Source organism: Pseudoalteromonas espejiana DSM 9414, assembly GCF_002221525.1.
Classification (GTDB): Bacteria; Pseudomonadota; Gammaproteobacteria; order Enterobacterales; family Alteromonadaceae; genus Pseudoalteromonas; species Pseudoalteromonas espejiana.
Genome location: NZ_CP011028.1, coordinates 314,234 through 330,784 on the forward strand (window position 1 = coordinate 314,234; position 16,551 = coordinate 330,784).

Genomic DNA, 16,551 nt, shown 5'->3' on the forward strand with positions numbered 1-16,551 from the left:
TTAATTAATCTAATGGCTATGCCTGCATTAGTGGTTACGGTAAAATTACATGCCTTTTAAATCTCTTTGGTCGTTATGAAACTCAATCCTAAACAAGATGAAGCAGTAAAATACATTAGTGGTCCATGCCTAGTGCTTGCAGGTGCAGGCTCAGGCAAAACGCGTGTAATCACAAATAAAATTGCTTACTTAGTACAAAAATGTGAGTACAAAGCGCGAAATATTGCAGCGGTAACATTTACCAATAAAGCGGCAAAAGAGATGCGCGAACGTGTGCTTCAAACGCTTAATAAGCAAGAGGCAAAAGGATTATGGGTATCGACGTTTCATACCTTAGGCCTTGAAATAATAAAAAAAGAGCTTAAAACACTTGGCTTTAAAGAAGGCTTTTCACTGTTTGACGACCAAGATACAAACCAGCTTTTAGGTGATTTGACTGAAGACGAGCTTAAAAAAGATAAAGACTTACTTAACCTATTAAAAATGCAAATAGGTAGCTGGAAAAACGAACTCATTTTACCAGAACAAGCAATTCGCGAAGCACGCGATGCACAAAAGTCTTTATTTGCGCAGCTTTATGCGCGCTATCAAAATCAATTAAGAGCGTATAACGCCCTCGATTTTGATGATCTTATTATGATCCCCACGCTATTACTTAGTAATAATGCAACCTCGCGAGAGCGGTGGCAGCAGCGTTTTAAATACCTGCTGGTGGATGAGTACCAAGATACCAATACCAGCCAATATCAGCTAGTTAAGCTGTTAGTAGGGGAGCGTGCACGTTTTACTGTGGTAGGCGATGATGACCAATCTATTTATTCATGGCGTGGTGCGCGCCCGCAAAACTTAGTGCTATTAAGTAAAGATTACCCAGGTCTGAGGCTAATAAAGCTTGAGCAAAACTACCGTAGTGCACAACGAATTCTTAAAGCTGCAAACATTTTGATTGCTAATAACCCGCACGATATAGAAAAAAAGCTATTTAGTGAGCTTGGTTATGGCGAGCCAATTAAAGTGATTGGCTGTAGAGATGAAGAGCATGAGTGTGAGCGTGTAGTTGCCGAAATTATTTCGCATAAATTTATGAAGCGTACCAGCTATAAAGATTACGCTATTTTATATCGGGGTAACCATCAGGCGCGTGGTTTTGAAAAGTCGTTAATGAGTAACCGTATCCCGTATAAAATTAGTGGGGGTATGTCGTTTTTCTCTCGCTCAGAAATTAAAGATATTATGGCGTACTTACGCTTATTAGTTAATCAAGACGACGATAACGCTTTTTTACGTATTGTTAATACACCACGCCGTGAAATAGGGACTGTTACGCTTGAAAAACTAGGCACTTTAGCAAATGAAAAACACCAAAGTTTATTTGCCACCTGTTTTGATAACGACTTAGGTTATAGGCTCAAAGGCCGTGGTTTAAACGCGCTATCGGGCTTTGCCCGCTGGGTTGTAGAGCTCTCTGATAATGCAGTGCGCAGTGACACCCTAGAAGCGGTAAAAGATTTAGTACGCAGCATTAATTATGAAGCCTATTTATACGAGTCATCGCCAAGTGCTAAAGCCGCTGAAATGCGAATGAAAAACGTCTCGGAGCTGTATCGTTGGATCACCGATATGCTCACGGGTGATGCTGACAATGAGCCGATGACCTTACCTGAGGTTGTTAGCAAATTAACACTTCGAGATATGCTTGAGCGTAACGAGGAAGAAGATGAAGCCGATGCAGTACAGTTGCTTACTTTGCATGCGTCTAAAGGCTTAGAGTACCCGTATGTGTTTATGGTCGGTATGGAGGAGGGCTTATTGCCTCACCAGGTAAGCATTGATGAAGAAAATGTAGATGAAGAGCGTCGTTTAGCTTACGTAGGTATTACCCGAGCGCAGCAAGAGCTTACGTTAACTTACGCTAAAATACGCCGCCAATTTGGTGAAACATCACAAACTGAGCTAAGCCGCTTTGTGCAAGAACTGCCTCAAGACGATCTTGCATTTGAGAATAAAAAAGCGCCCAACACGCAAGCTGAGCGTATGGAAAAAGGCCAAGCTCGTGTTGCAAACTTAAGAGCAATGCTTAAAAAACCAAGTTAAATAAAGAGCTAAGTAAAGAGTTAAAGTGATTGTGCTGCGTTGTTAGCAGATGTTTCTGGTTGCGATATTACTTGCTGCTTGCCTACAAATAAATTTAGCCCGTATTTATCTAACAAGGTTCTAAAGTTTAAAATTGAAGGGCCTTTAGCAATCACTTTTATATGCTTAAGTTTGGTGATTGCTAACACGCCTTGTAGCTGTAAGTTAAAGCTGTCTTGTTGTAATACGCGCTTGCTAAAGGTTGAGCTCAGTAGGATGTAATCAAAGTCTATTTCGGTTAGTGCGTTTAGTTCACAGCGATCTTTAGCAAAGTTATTTAAACCAATTGAATAGCCTAAGCTTGATAACTTTTTGAGATTCTCGAGTTGGGTTGCGCATGCATAGCGTATCTCTTGATCATCAAACAGTAAGCATATTTGGCTTTGTCCTTGTTGCTTACTGAGTACCTCACTGAATAACTTAAACTCAAGTTCTTCAAGTAATAACCCCGAACAAGGCAGCAATACTTTAGCTAAATTAGCTGTTAAGGCTTGTGCATAGGCTTGCTGTAATAGTTCTAACTCTACCTGTAAGTGTTGTTCTTTGTCGGTTGCAAATTTCTTTAAAATATCAAAGCTGGTGTAACCTAAAACAGGGTGCTCGCCAAAGGCTTCAAACAGCGATTCTGATTGCTGTTGTTCATCCAAATCTATAATATTTGAGCTTCTAAAGCTCATTGGTAGCGAGTCTAAGTGATGCGGTGTAGGAGCTTCATTACTAGTTAGTGCTTGGGTTAACATAGGATGGAATAGCTCGTACCTATCACGCCCTGCATTTTTGGCGTAATACATTGCAGCATCAGCATCGCGAATAATTTCATCGGTATGTTGGTAACTGGTATTAGAGTAAGTAATACCTACACTTGCGCCACTTTGAATACACGTTCCTTTACTGCAAAATGGCTTTTTCATTATATTAATAATACGTGTAGCAACATCTTCAGCTTGCTGTAACTCGGTTAAGTGGGTCAGTAAAATTACAAACTCATCGCCGCCAAGTCGTGCAAGTAAGTCGTGCTCACGTATACAGTGCGAGAATAAATCCCCCACACTTATTAAAAACTGATCGCCGGCTTGATGACCTAATTGGTCGTTTATATCTTTAAATTTATCTAAATCAATGAACAATACAGCAAAATGGTGCTCAGGAAAGCGATGGTAGTGCTGCAATGTTTTTTCAAGCTGGGTTAAAAACAAATTGCGATTAGGTAAGCCGGTGAGTGAGTCGTGGTGGGCATCATGATATAACTGTTGCTCTATTTTTTTTCGCTCATCAATTTGCATTTGCAAATGTAGGTTGGCATGTTGCAGGGCTTTGGTTTTTTCATCAACCCTAAATTCTAATTCTTGGTGGCTTGTTTTAAGTGCTTGAGTAGCTAACTTAGTTTGTAATACGGTGGCAATTTGATGTGATACAAAGGTGATTAACTCGCAATCATCTTTACTAAAAATATGTTTATTATTATAGGCTTGGCATGCAATTAAACCTATAACCCCTTGCGATGTTTTAAGTGGTGCTCCTAGCCAACTGGTTGCCATTTGCTCCTCTGGTACAGGTTGGCTTCGTTGCACTTCGCCGCTCTCAAGTAGCTCTTTTGCTCTACACGGGTGAATAAGCTGGGTTTGCTCACTGCTAATAACCAATTCGCTATACCCTTTGGCAAAGGGCCTAGGCTCGGTATTATCTTTAAATTCATCAACGCAGTATGGAAAATTAATCCAACCCGACTCTTTATCATAAAGGGCAATATATAAATTTTCTGCGTAGGTGATGGTTTTTATTATTTGATGAATTTGTAAGTAAGCGTCATCTAAGTTTTGCGCTTGGGTAGCAAGCTCCGATATTTTAAATAAAATTTGTTGGCGTTGTAGAGCGCGTTTGCGTTGGTCTATTTCAAGGTTTAGCGCATCATTACTTTGAGTAAGTGCACGAGTACGTATTTTTACCTCTGATTCGAGTAACTCTCTTTTTTTAACGCGCTCTATTGCCGTAGCCAAATATAATGACATTACTTCTAATAAGTGTACTTGTTGGCTGCTATAGCCCTGATGTTTATCGTAGCTTTGTGCTGCGAGTACACCAATAATATTTTTTTCTTGGTAAATTGGTACGCCTACCCAATGCTCTGCAGGTGAGCCTAATGCTCTAAATAACCCATTATCTGCTGCAGCTTGCATTTGCTGTTTAGTAAAGCAGGTTGTACGGCCTAATTTATATACATAACCTGTCGCACCTTCATCAAAACTATTATCTTGGTTAAGGGCAACTGATATACCGTCTTTTTCATCACAAAAGTAAGATAACTCAAGGGCATGAGTATGCTGGTTAGCTAACACTACGTAAAAGCTTTTACTCGGTAAGTAGGCTTGTAAAATATCGTGAATAGCGGGGTATAGTAGGGTTAATTCGGCAACAGAACTGGCTTGCTCTGATAATTGGATCAGCGCATTTTGTAAGTGGTGAGATTGCTTATACTTTTCTAATAGCGTTTTGAGACGTTTGTTCTGGTGCGCTAATTTACTCGGTATTGTGAGTTTATCTTCCAATGATCTAAACCAGTTATTTATTATTGTATGTTTATTAAACGTATAATTTCACTTTTAGTTGCAATCGTCAAGTAACTAATGACCTAAAATAGTAACTATAAACGTTATTTTAGGCGTAAAAAAAGGCCTATTATAAAAAGAGGCCTTTTTAGATTAATTCCCTGATAATAGGGTAATTAATTTTAAATTATTTAGATGTCATGAAGTCGATAGCTGCGCTAATTTCATCATCAGAACAATCCATACATGTCCCTTTTGGCGGCATTGCATTAAAACCGTTAATTGCATGCTCAAGTAATATATCTTTACCTTTTGCGATACGCGGTGCCCAATCATCAGCTGACTTAGGTGCACCTAATGCGCCAGTACCATGACACGCAAAACAAGCACCTTGATATACTTGCTCACCAGAGCGAGGACCTGTAGGCACTGCGGCTGCTGCGGCTTTTTCACCTTCAAGGTAAACTGCGCCAACTGGTGCTAAACGTTTTTTAATTGCATCTTCAGTCATAGAGTTATCATATGGCTGTGCGTATGCGGTGGTTGCTAGCACTAGTAATGCTGCAGCTGATAGTTTTTTCATTTTGCCTTGCTCACTTCGATTTGAACGTGATCAATCACGATTATAGATGACGGAAATTAAACCGATTATACCTTTGTGTAACAATTTATAAAACGCTAACAGTCGTTTTTATCAATAAAACTGACTAATTTTTGCGTTAACGCAATAAAATAGAATGTTTGCGGTTAATCAAATATTTATAATCGGTGGCTATAGCTAACAACGCTTAAGTTAATGCAAGTACGTTTTTAACGAGCTTTTCGATCCCTGCATCGGCATCTAAAATTGATTGTGCAAGCATATAAGCGGGTGTTGTTACGAGTTTATTATCTTCATCAATAACAATATCGTCTACTGCGCAGGCGGTATGCGTTGCACCTAAACTTGTTAACGCCGCTGCAGTAGCTTCATCATTACCAATTGTTAATGCTGCTTTTGGATAAATAAATGGAATTAACGCAGGTGCAATGCACATGTACCCAGCTGCTTTTTGCGCATCAGCAAAGCTTTGACATGCGCTTAAAACTAATCCGTTAATTTGCGCCTCTGTGCCATTAATAGCAAAGTCACATAAATTTTTAGCAGCGCCAAAGCCACCCGGTACTATTAACGCATCAAACTCGTTCACGTCCAATTCGCTAAGTGATTTTATATCGCCTCGGGCAATACGCGCGGCTTCTGTGAGTACATTACGGTTACTTGGCATTTCTTCACCAGTAATGTGGTTAATGGTGTGGAGCTGCTCTATATCAGGAGCAAAGCATTGGTAGGCAGCACCATTTTTAGCTATGTGCAATAAAGTTAATACCGCTTCGTTAATTTCACTACCATCGTATACACCACAGCCAGCTAATATCACTGCTATATTTTTCATGCTTTTGTGCTCCTTGAGTATTTTAAATAAGTCGTTTGGATGAAGTCTAACATGGGCTAAAAGACACATTAAAATAAATTTTTAGCTTAAAAAATATCCGCAGTGCAAGTGCTTTTGCGGTTTATGCCATTTGCGATCACCCACATACAAAAAAAATTATAAAGGATCGCTATGATCTTTGATCCATTATGCTAGAATACTCCTCCGGTTATTTAAATGGATACAAATAACCAAAGTGACTAACAGCGGATGTATCAGTTAGAAAACCTTTTTCCACATTGGTTTTAAAATAATAAAAAAAGAACCTCGTATTATCTTTTTTAAACAAAACAAGAAGTTATATATTTTTCTAAGCATTTTAATATGCACTGGAAGAATAGTTCGTGGCTGTTATCTACAAAGTTATCCACAAGTTACTCTGTAATAATGCACTCTACTAACCGTAATTCACAGTCGTTTTATTCACAGCCTTATGGCATGCTTGTATTAATATTACTTTTTTGTATTTAGGATCCAAATTCACCATGGCTCAGATCCCCGAAAACCCACTTATATTAGTTGATGGCTCTTCATATTTATTTCGTGCTTATCATTCACCACCGCATTTAACCAACTCTAAAGGTGAAGCTACCGGTGCTATTTATGGCGTGGTTAACATGCTAAAGAGTTTGATCAAACAATATGATCCGAGCCACATGGTGGTGGTATTTGATGCTAAAGGTAAAACTTTTAGAAACGATATGTACAGCGAGTATAAAGCTAATCGTCCACCAATGCCTGATGATTTACGTACGCAAATAGCGCCATTGCACAGCATTATTAAAGCGATGGGTTTTCCACTTATTAGTATCGAAGGTGTTGAAGCTGATGATGTAATTGGTACCTTTTCGCGTATTGCAACAGAGCAAAAACGCCATGTACTGGTTTCTACTGGCGATAAAGACATGGCGCAGTTAGTCAATGAGCATGTAACGCTTATTAACACCATGACAGACAGTATTTCGGATCCTGAAACCGTTGTTGAAAAGTTTGGTGTAGGCCCTGAGCTAATTATCGATTACTTGGCGCTGATGGGCGATAAAGTCGATAACATACCCGGTGTTGAAGGGTGTGGTCCTAAAACAGCCGTTAAATGGTTACAAAAGTATGGTTCTCTGCAAGGTGTTATTGATAACGCAGGTGATATAAAAGGTAAAATTGGTGAGAAATTAGCAAATGCACTTGCCCATTTGCCATTAAGTTATGAGCTTGCCACTATAAAATGTGATGTAGAGGTTGAGTCTGATCTCGATACCTTTAAGTTACAAGAGCCAAATAAAGACGAGCTAATTGCATTATATGGCGAATGCGAATTCCGCCGCTGGTTAGCTGAACTGTTAGATAATCCAAAAGATGCTGAAAAAGCAGTGCAAACCGAGGTTAATGAACTTCCTAAAGTAGAGGACGCTCACTACGAAACTATTTTAAGCGAGTCACAGCTTGATACGCTTATAGAGCAACTAAATAGCGCTGAGCTATTTGCCTTTGATACCGAAACAACCAGCCTTGATTACATGCAAGCACAGTTAGTAGGTATGAGCTTCGCTGTTAAAGCAGGAGAAGCCGCCTACTTACCGATTGCTCACGACTACCCGGGTGCTCCAGAACAATTAAGCCTTGAAGTAGTGATGCAAAAGTTAGGTCCTATATTAGCCGATGCCAATAAAGCCAAAGTAGGTCAAAACCTTAAATACGATAAAAGTGTACTGGCTAATGCGGGTTTCGAACTTAATGGTATTAAGTTTGACACTATGCTTGAGTCGTACGTATTTAATAGCGTAGGTACACGCCATGACATGGATTCATTAGCGCTTAAATACCTAGGCCATAAAAATATTAGCTTTGAAAATATAGCCGGTAAAGGCAAAAAACAGCTTACATTTAACCAAATTGAGCTTGAGCAAGCAGCGCCTTATGCAGCTGAAGATGCTGATATTACTTTGCGCTTACACCAAGTGCTATGGCCTAAGCTCGAAGCTGACGATAAATTAAAGTCAGTATTTGAAACCATAGAAATGCCATTGGTAAATGTCATTTCGGATATTGAACGCACAGGTGTAGCAATTGATAGCAATATGCTTGCAGCGCATAGCCAACGCTTAGGTGAGCGTTTACTGGAGCTAGAAAAAGAAGCGTTTGAAATAGCGGGCGAACCATTTAACCTAAGTTCTCCAAAACAGCTTCAAGTTCTATTATTTGAAAAGCTTGAGCTGCCAGTTATTAAAAAAACGCCTAAAGGTGCGCCTTCAACGGCTGAAGAAGTACTGCAAGAGCTTGCCCATGATTATCCATTACCAAAAGTAATAATTGAACATCGCGGTTTATCTAAGCTTAAATCAACGTATACCGACAAATTACCGTTAATGGTCAATGAGAAAACGCAACGTGTCCATACGTCTTATCATCAAGCGGTTACAGCAACAGGGCGTTTAAGCTCAACCGATCCTAACTTACAAAATATACCAATTCGCTCAGAAGAAGGGCGCCGCATTCGTGAAGCCTTTATAGCCGCAGAAGGTTATAAAATTGTAGCTGCCGATTATAGCCAAATTGAGCTGCGTATTATGGCGCACTTATCGCAAGATAAAGGCCTACTTAATGCTTTTGCAAATGGCCTTGATGTTCACAGCGCAACGGCTGCTGAGGTGTTTGGTGTTGAGCTTGATGATGTAACCACCGACATGCGCCGCAAAGCTAAAGCGGTAAACTTTGGTTTAATTTATGGTATGTCTGCTTTTGGGTTAGCGCGTCAGCTTGATGTACCACGCCATGAAGCGCAGCATTACATTGATAAGTACTTTGAGCGTTTCCCAGGTGTACTTGAATATATGGAAACCACACGTGAAAAAGCAGCTGAAAATGGCTATGTAGAAACTATTTTTGGCCGCCGTTTACACCTACCAGAAATAAATGCCCGTAATGGCGCACGCCGCAAAGGCGCTGAGCGAGCAGCAATTAATGCTCCTATGCAGGGGACCGCAGCTGACATTATCAAAAAAGCCATGTTAAGTGTGCACAATTGGGTGAGTGAGCAAGCACCAAATACTATTAAGTTACTTATGCAAGTACACGATGAATTAGTATTTGAAATTAAAACAGATTGCGCAGAGGCTTACACAAAACAAATTTGTGAGCTAATGTCGCAAGCGGCTACGCTTGATGTGCCTCTTATTGTAGAAGCCGACGAAGGTGAAAACTGGGAACAAGCGCACTAAAGCGTGAGTAAAGTTAATTGAAAAGCGCCTGTTGGCGCTTTTTTTATATCGCAAACTTACTCTGCCAAATAAAGCTAAAAACAGACTTTAGTTAAGACTAGGTTAAATTAAGCAACTATTTGTATTAAATAGTTATATGTTCGTCAATTCGAGCTATTTTAAGGGAATTTGATTGTATTTTTATGCGCTCTTTTGTTAAAGTGCGCGCGTCCTCATCCTGTAGGACATCCTGTTGATGATGCATCTGAAAAGGTGCAACAAATTGATAGCTTCTCCCCAGTTTGCTATATCGGCCTGCTTGTTTTAAGCAGGCCGTTTTTTATTCCCCCTATTTACTCATCCTTTAATTTGAGGTGGTTTGCCCCGAATTCAGGTGATAGTATCGAAAGCGCTATTATTCTCATTTAAGTTTTAGGAGTGCGTTATGTTTAAAACGTTAGCCATTGCAGGTTTATCGTTATCAAGTGTAGTTATGTCTAATGCCGCTCATGCTGATTGGCAGCTAGTAAATGACAAAAGCCAATTAAGTTTTGTTTCTATAAAAAAGGATGCCATTGCTGAGGCGCATCATTTTACGAATATTGAAGGTAAGCTTTCTGAGCGCGGTACTTTTAGTGTAAATGTAGATTTAACCTCTGCAGAAACGCTAATCCCAATTCGTAATGAACGCTTAACGCAGTTTGTATTTGAAGCGGCTAAATTCCCAAGCGCTATTTTAACGGCTGATTTATCAGCGCAATTAAATACGATTAAACAGCCTGGCCAATATGTATTAAAAGACCTTGAGGCTGAGCTTGATTTTCATGGTAATAAAAAGCCATTAAAAATAAACGTGCTAGTAAGCAGTGCTGAAAATGGCGATTTAAGCGTATCATCATTTTCGCCTGTTATCGTAAACAGCGAAGACTTTGGTGTAACTGAGGGCGTAAAAAAATTACAGCAACTAGCGGGTCTTCCTTCGGTGGCAACCGCAGTACCGGTTACGTTTGCATTAACACTTAAAAAGCAGTGATTTCTTTAGCCCAGCTTAGTAAGCAAATCAGCGAGCCAAGCAAGCCTTTTGATAGTTGGCAGCCTGCACACTGTGGGCAACTGCCAATTGTTATTAATGAGCAAGGGCAATGGCTTTATGATGGCAGTGAGATTACTCGAGCTGCCATGGTAAAGCTATTTGCCAGCGTTTTGTCTAAAGAAAACAACCAGTTTTATTTAAAAACACCTATCGAAAAAATAGCCATAGAGGTGCACGATGCGCCTTTTATTATTGTTAGTTGGCATATTGAAAAAACACAGCAAGGGCAAGTGTTGTGCTGCGTTGATAACTTAGCTAGGCAATGGCTTGTTAGTGGCAAACAGCCTATTTATATAAAAAACTATAAAGGTTCTGCAGTGCCTTATATGCAACTGCCTTATGGTTGCAGTGCGCGAGTTTCAAGAAGTGTGTTTTATCAGTGGGCTGAAATAGCCGACTCAGATGAGCACGGCTATTTTATAGTATCAGCAGGTGAGCGCTTTTATTTATCTTAACTGCGGGCTATTAAGCATCACCGCTTGATGTATCGTGTGGTGGAACTGCCACGATAGGTCCTAAATACCACTCATCTAGTTTTTTAGCGACCTCAGGTAAACCTGTGCCTTTAAGCGATGAAAACGCATGCACAGTAATATCACCCTCTAATTCACTTAATTCGCGACGTACTTGAAGCACTTGCGCTTTTCGTGCACCTTGCTTTAGCTTATCTGCTTTTGTTAAAAGCGCTAAAACAGGAATTTCACTACCAATTGCCCAGTTGATAAGGTCTTTATCTAAGTCTTTTAAAGGGTGGCGAATATCCATTAAAACCACAATACCCTTTAAGCTTTGGCGCTTTTGCAGGTATTCACCTAACGATTTTTGCCATTTCTTTTTCATCTCAATGGGAACTTTAGCAAAGCCGTAACCAGGTAAATCGATAAGACGCATATCATCGACATCGGCAAGCTCAAAAGTATTAATTAATTGAGTACGACCAGGCGTTTTACTTGTACGAGCAAGCTTTTGATCAGTAAGTGCGTTAAGGGCACTTGATTTACCCGCATTAGAACGCCCTGCAAACGCGACTTCAATTCCCGTATCAGCAGGTAATTTAGTGATGTCTGGCGCGCTTGTTACAAAAGACGCAGTATTATATTTGATACGAGATTTGAGCACAGGCTCTCCTAAAAACTTAAAAGTTGATCTTATTGAGCTAAATTCACTCAGGGCGCGTATTTTATACTATAAAGGATGTATTAAAAAGCGTATTTAAACACCTAAAAATAGTACAAACGGCACTATTAAAGCTGCTTAAAGGTTAATCTAGGTCAAAACCCTATAAATTATAAGCTTAATATGAGTAGAAAACGTGCCAGAGAATTTTTTATCGTGTAGAATACATGAATTACAACATCCATATTGTAGATGATACAGGGTCGGAAACAGAGAATTCACCATGAAAAAAATAGCACTATCTTTAACAATATTGCTTGGTGCGTTGTCAGCAAGCAACGCAACAGCATTTGATGGCGATGTAAACGCAGGTAAAGAAAAATCAGCAACGTGTGCGGCTTGTCACGGCCCAGACGGTAATGCACCGGTTAATATTTACCCTAAACTTGCAGGCCAACACCCAGATTATATCCTAAAACAACTTCAGGATTTAAAACTAGGTATGACATCAGGCGGTAAAGAAGGCCGTATGGATCCTGTTATGAGCGCAATGGCTATGCCACTTAGCGAGCAAGACATGAAAGACCTATCTGCGTATTTTTCTTCGTTAAATATGTCTGAAGGGTCAACACCTAAAGATATAGTTGAAGTAGGGCAAATGCTATATAAAGCCGGTGATGCTGAACGTGGTATTCCAGCATGTGCAGCGTGTCATGGTCCTCGTGGTAACGGTACATCACTTGCTAAGTTCCCTAAAATTTCTTTCCAGCACCCAGAGTACATAAAAGCTCAGCTAGAGAAGTTTCGTGATGGTACGCGTAATAACGACCTTAACGGCATGATGCAAGACATTGCTAAAAAACTAACAGATAAAGACATTGAAGTACTTTCTCAGTACTTAGGTGGCTTACACTAAAGTCTTATTTATTTAGTATTCGCTAGTGTAATACTATGTAATATGATTAAAAAGCAGCTTGCGCTGCTTTTTTTGTGTCCAAATTTTAACGATATCACCCTTTAGTTTGTGAGATATTTGCCATATCGATTTGTAGGAAATGACTTATTTTAAAAATCAATTTATCGCTAACTTGTTAATTATATAGGTTTTTAGTGTTTTTGTTTGTGTATACTGTGAGAAAAATAATATAAACCAGTTGTAACTAAAATATTAACGGGTAAATTAACCACTGTCGCAAAACAACAATAACAACATGGATTATGCTAAAGGAAAATGGCGCGACACGACTGAATAGCACAATGATGGTGCTACTAAAGGAAATATCAAAAAAGTGTCAGGATGACCGTAAATAATAAAATCTCATGGAAGTTTAATAATAAAAACAAAATGGAATGTAACAAGGAAGGTTAAAATAATAACAAAACGGACTGATAATAAAAAAAATAATAAAGACTAAAAAAGTCGAAGGGAGAAGTGTCCAGATAATGGCGCTCAGATTAGTAGGCGGTAGAGATGTTTTCTCTACCGCCTTTTTATTTGTCCTGTTACAATACCCACCGTTTAGCAATTAGCTAACGCGCTATTACAATGAGCAACCCAAGCTCTAACGCGCAAACTGAATTCTTCTGGCTCGGCCAGCACTGCGATGCTCATACTATGCGCCTCGCTCAAAACCTCTTAAGTGAGATGATCAAGATATGAGTAGAAAGAAAAAATCACGCAAAATTCCTTCAAACGGCCCGGTTCGTTTAAGCCAAGACAAGCTTAAAGAAATGCGTGCGCTTAAAGAGCAGCGTGTTAAAAAAACTAAAGGTGCTAAAGCGGGATCGCGTAACGCTCCTGAATTGCTAGATACCGACACTAATAAAGTGGGTTCTGCACCGAAAGATAAACGTGTAGGAAGTAAAAAGGCGGTGCCTTTAGTTGCAACAGCTCCTCAACCACAAGTTGAAATGAAACGTAACCTTAAGCCAACTGTTGAGCTTAAAAAAGTAACAGAGCCAGAGCTTACGCCAGAGCAAGAGCTTGAAGCGCTTGAAAACGATGAGCGTTTACTTAAATTAGTTGAGCGCCATGAACAAGGCGAAATGCTTACAGGTAAAGATGCCAAGTACTTTAATAGCCGCATTGCGCGCCACCAAGTACTGTGTAAGTTGTTAGGTATTGAAGATGAGGACGAAGACGAATTTGAAGATGATTTCGAAGACGACTTTACCAGCGAAGGCACCTCAGACTTTGATAAGTACCTCTCTGATGATTTAGCCAATGAATGGCTAGATGACGACGAAGACAAATAGTAAGGGCATGTAATGAGTACAGCGGTGATTGTAGCCTTATTTGTAGGTGCTGCTATTATAGCTGGCTTGGCATTTTATGCGGGTCAGTTGCTTTATAAGCTTAGTGCGCAAAAAAAGCTAATTGCGCAAAAGCAAGCTGAGCAACAGCAAAAATTAAAGCAGTCGCGCCTAAAGCGCAACGCAAAACTTGCCGACAGCATTCATTTAATAGCACGTGCTATGGAGCAAGAGCAGTGTGAGTTTTCTGAAGGCTGCTTACGTATTTGGGTGTTAATGTCGCAGTACGGTTTTGAAGACGAGCGAGATTTAACTCAAGCGTACCCGGGTATTTATAAAATGTATGAAGTCGTTAAAGAAATGCCGACTCACGATGCACGCAAAAAATACTCTAAAAAAGAGATTTTTAAACAAGATACAGCCCGTTGGCGCGCAGAAGAAAACTTCAGTGATGAAATTAAAGCCGATTGCGAAAAAATCATTGTTGAGTTTAAAGCCGCCCCTGGCAGCGAAAATGTCGTGTTTAATTAAGCGCTATTGATAATATAAAAAGCAGACTTAGGTCTGCTTTTTTTGTGCTTGGCGTTAATTTAACGGGTATTAAATTACGCGAGAAAACCGCGTGGCGTTAATTTGCTTTTGTAAATGCGCGTCAAAGCACATACAAATAATACGAATAAATAAATTACCGCGTGGCGTTACGGTTATGAGGTTATTAGCAATACGCACCATGTCATCTTCAATTAGCGGAGCAAGGGCTTGCAGGGCATCAGCAAAGTAATCATTAAATTGAATTTTATGTTTTTGTGCAAAGCTGTTCATATCAAGCTCAAATTGACAAATAAGCGTTTTAATTGCATCAGCACGAATTACATCATCGCGTGTTAAATGCATCCCTTTATTTATGGCACTGCCTGTTTGCGTTTCTATTGCATGGTAATAATGTTTAAGCTCTTTTTGATTTTGTAAAATAGCCGTGCCTATTTGCGAAATAGACGACACACCTAAACCTAATAAGTCGCAATTTCCATGCGTGGTATACCCTTGAAAGTTACGATGTAGCTCAGCCTTATTTTGCGCTATTGCTAACTCATTATCCGCTTTAGCAAAGTGATCCATTCCAATAAACTGATAGCCTGCGTCTAACATTTGCTCAAGCGTGTTTTTAAACATGGTGAGTTTATCGTGCGCATTGGGTAAGTCGGCCTCTTTTATTTTTCGTTGTGCGGCAAAGCGTTCAGGCAAGTGCGCATAATTAAACACCGAGACCCTGTCTGGTCCAAGTGATATTAATTGATCTATTGTGCGTTTAAAGCTCTGTGGCGTTTGCAGTGGTAAACCGTAAATCATATCTGCATTAATTGATTTAAACCCAAGCTCGCGCGCTTGAGCGATGAGTGCTTTAACACTGTGCGCGTGCTGCGGGCGATTTACAGCAAGTTGCACCTCATCATTAAAATCTTGAATACCAAACGATACGCGGTTAAAGCCAAGCACACGTAAATTAATAAGCATGTTGTCGGCAAGGGAGCGTGGGTCTATTTCAATACCTCGCTCGGTATTGCGGTTAAAATTAAAATGTTGTTCTAATAAATCAATAAGGCGTGTCATTTGTTTTACGGTTAAAAAGGTAGGTGTACCGCCGCCTAAATGAAGCTGTTCAACACTGTAGTGTTTAAATAAAGGTGCTTGCGCTGCAATTTCTTTAGCAAGGTAATCTAGGTAAACATCAGCCTTAGACTGATGACGTGTAATGACCTTATTACAACCACAGTAATAACAAAGCTGACTACAAAAAGGGATGTGAATATACAAAGATAGTGAGCGGCTCGATGATGATTTTATTGCGCTAACTAGGTCTTGCTGTTGGTAACCGTCACGTAAAGACAGAGCGGTTGGATAGGAGGTATAACGCGGCCCTGACACATTATATTTGTTAATTAGAGCTTGGTCCCACTTTGGAAGCTTTATCATCACACGCACCTTTATAAAAATAAGGGCTACATGATAAAAAATAACGCTATTACGTATTTTGATCTACAACAAAAAAAGGTGCCGTAGCACCTTTTTAAACGTTAATTAATAAGTAACGTTGTGGGCATCTTTTAAGTACTGAAACAGCTCTTTATAGCCTCTGCCTGGTTTTTCTGCTTTTACTTCTTTAGCGGCATTTCGGACCAGTTGGCGCATTTTTTGGCGCTCAAGCGTAGGGTATTGCTCAATGGTTTCGTTAATTAAGTCATCGCCTTGCTCGATTAAGTCGCTGCGTAATTGCTCAATTTTTTTAATCATAACCTCTGCTTGGTTATTTTTATTAAGCATTACATCAATGATGGCTTTAATTTCTTCAATGTTTTCTACTGTGCGCAGCGTTTTAGCAATGTAATTTAAATGACGACGGTATGCATCGCTTTTGTTGCTAATTTTATCAGCAACAACCATGGCCGCTTTTAAATCGTCATTTAGTGGTAAGCGTTCACGTTGCTTTTTACCCATTTTGGCAATTTCAGAGCCTAACTGATGAAACTCTTGCGCGTCGCGCTTAAGTTCACTTTTTGATACGTAAATAATTTCTTCTTCAATTTCAGCAGGCTTGCCTTTTTTCTTCGCCATGGGGTGCTCTTAAGTAAAAATAACTTTTGCTATTATACGCCATTCTTTTAGTGATTAATATTAGCTGATGTGGTGCAGTGAGTGTGTTAGCATTTAAAGATAAGAAATGCGTGCAATATTGCCTTAAG

Annotated in this window: 13 protein-coding genes; 7 read left to right on the top strand and 6 right to left on the bottom strand. The window is 39.7% G+C overall.

Translation table 11 applies throughout. From position 1 onward, the window contains the following. Positions 1–75: 75 nt before the first annotated feature. Positions 76–2,094 carry a DNA helicase Rep gene (gene rep, locus PESP_RS01455; RefSeq protein ID WP_089346449.1) on the top strand — a complete coding sequence of 673 codons (2,019 nt, stop codon included), beginning with the start codon at positions 76–78 and terminating at the stop codon, positions 2,092–2,094. Between the two features lie 20 nt (positions 2,095–2,114). Here the strand turns inward: rep and PESP_RS01460 are convergent, their stop codons facing one another. The 3 genes from PESP_RS01460 to elbB all read right to left on the bottom strand — a co-directional run bounded on the left by PESP_RS01460 (position 2,115) and on the right by elbB (position 6,115). Continuing rightward, positions 2,115–4,679: a bifunctional diguanylate cyclase/phosphodiesterase gene (locus PESP_RS01460; protein ID WP_089346450.1), complete on the bottom strand. Its 2,565-nt coding sequence runs from the start codon at positions 4,677–4,679 to the stop codon at positions 2,115–2,117. Between the two features lie 187 nt (positions 4,680–4,866). After that, positions 4,867–5,262: a c-type cytochrome gene (locus PESP_RS01465; protein WP_089346451.1), complete on the bottom strand. Its 396-nt coding sequence runs from the start codon at positions 5,260–5,262 to the stop codon at positions 4,867–4,869. 205 nt (positions 5,263–5,467) lie between these two features. Continuing rightward, complete coding sequence (gene elbB, locus PESP_RS01470; RefSeq protein ID WP_089346452.1) at positions 5,468–6,115, bottom strand: isoprenoid biosynthesis glyoxalase ElbB; 648 nt, start codon at positions 6,113–6,115, stop codon at positions 5,468–5,470. Between the two features lie 524 nt (positions 6,116–6,639). Between elbB and polA the strand changes: the two genes are divergently transcribed. From polA to PESP_RS01485, 3 genes are all read left to right on the top strand, one after another. After that, positions 6,640–9,369 (top strand): DNA polymerase I, encoded by a 2,730-nt coding sequence (polA, locus tag PESP_RS01475; RefSeq protein ID WP_089346453.1) that lies wholly within the window; start codon positions 6,640–6,642, stop codon positions 9,367–9,369. Positions 9,370–9,793: 424 nt separating this feature from the next. Then, entirely contained in the window at positions 9,794–10,381 is a 588-nt protein-coding gene (locus PESP_RS01480) for a YceI family protein (protein ID WP_089346454.1), read from the top strand. Beyond that, positions 10,378–10,896, top strand: coding sequence for a DUF1285 domain-containing protein (locus tag PESP_RS01485; RefSeq protein WP_089346455.1), 519 nt, complete (start codon positions 10,378–10,380; stop codon positions 10,894–10,896). Before PESP_RS01480 ends, PESP_RS01485 begins: the two co-directional genes overlap by 4 nt. 10 nt (positions 10,897–10,906) lie before the next feature. Here PESP_RS01485 and yihA read toward each other — a convergent pair whose 3' ends face one another. Next, positions 10,907–11,560, bottom strand: coding sequence for a ribosome biogenesis GTP-binding protein YihA/YsxC (yihA, locus tag PESP_RS01490; protein ID WP_089346456.1), 654 nt, complete (start codon positions 11,558–11,560; stop codon positions 10,907–10,909). 280 nt (positions 11,561–11,840) lie between these two features. Here yihA and PESP_RS01495 point away from each other — a divergent pair, with 280 nt between their 5' ends. The 3 genes from PESP_RS01495 to PESP_RS01505 all read left to right on the top strand — a co-directional run bounded on the left by PESP_RS01495 (position 11,841) and on the right by PESP_RS01505 (position 14,341). Next, positions 11,841–12,473 carry a c-type cytochrome gene (locus tag PESP_RS01495; protein ID WP_089346457.1) on the top strand — a complete coding sequence of 211 codons (633 nt, stop codon included), beginning with the start codon at positions 11,841–11,843 and terminating at the stop codon, positions 12,471–12,473. A gap of 740 nt (positions 12,474–13,213) precedes the next feature. Next, on the top strand, positions 13,214–13,813 hold the full coding sequence (yihI, locus tag PESP_RS01500) for a Der GTPase-activating protein YihI (RefSeq protein ID WP_089346458.1): 600 nt from the start codon (positions 13,214–13,216) through the stop codon (positions 13,811–13,813). A 12-nt stretch (positions 13,814–13,825) separates the two neighbouring features. Beyond that, the gene (locus PESP_RS01505) at positions 13,826–14,341 is read left to right on the top strand and encodes a DUF2489 domain-containing protein (protein ID WP_089346459.1); all 516 of its coding nucleotides are present in this window, start codon (positions 13,826–13,828) and stop codon (positions 14,339–14,341) included. Between the two features lie 69 nt (positions 14,342–14,410). On the opposite strand, the gene hemN is transcribed toward PESP_RS01505, so the two are convergent. Next, positions 14,411–15,784 carry an oxygen-independent coproporphyrinogen III oxidase gene (gene hemN, locus PESP_RS01510; RefSeq protein ID WP_089346460.1) on the bottom strand — a complete coding sequence of 458 codons (1,374 nt, stop codon included), beginning with the start codon at positions 15,782–15,784 and terminating at the stop codon, positions 14,411–14,413. Positions 15,785–15,889: 105 nt separating this feature from the next. After that, on the bottom strand, positions 15,890–16,423 hold the full coding sequence (gene yjgA / locus PESP_RS01515; RefSeq protein ID WP_089346461.1) for a ribosome biogenesis factor YjgA: 534 nt from the start codon (positions 16,421–16,423) through the stop codon (positions 15,890–15,892). Positions 16,424–16,551 lie beyond the last annotated feature (128 nt).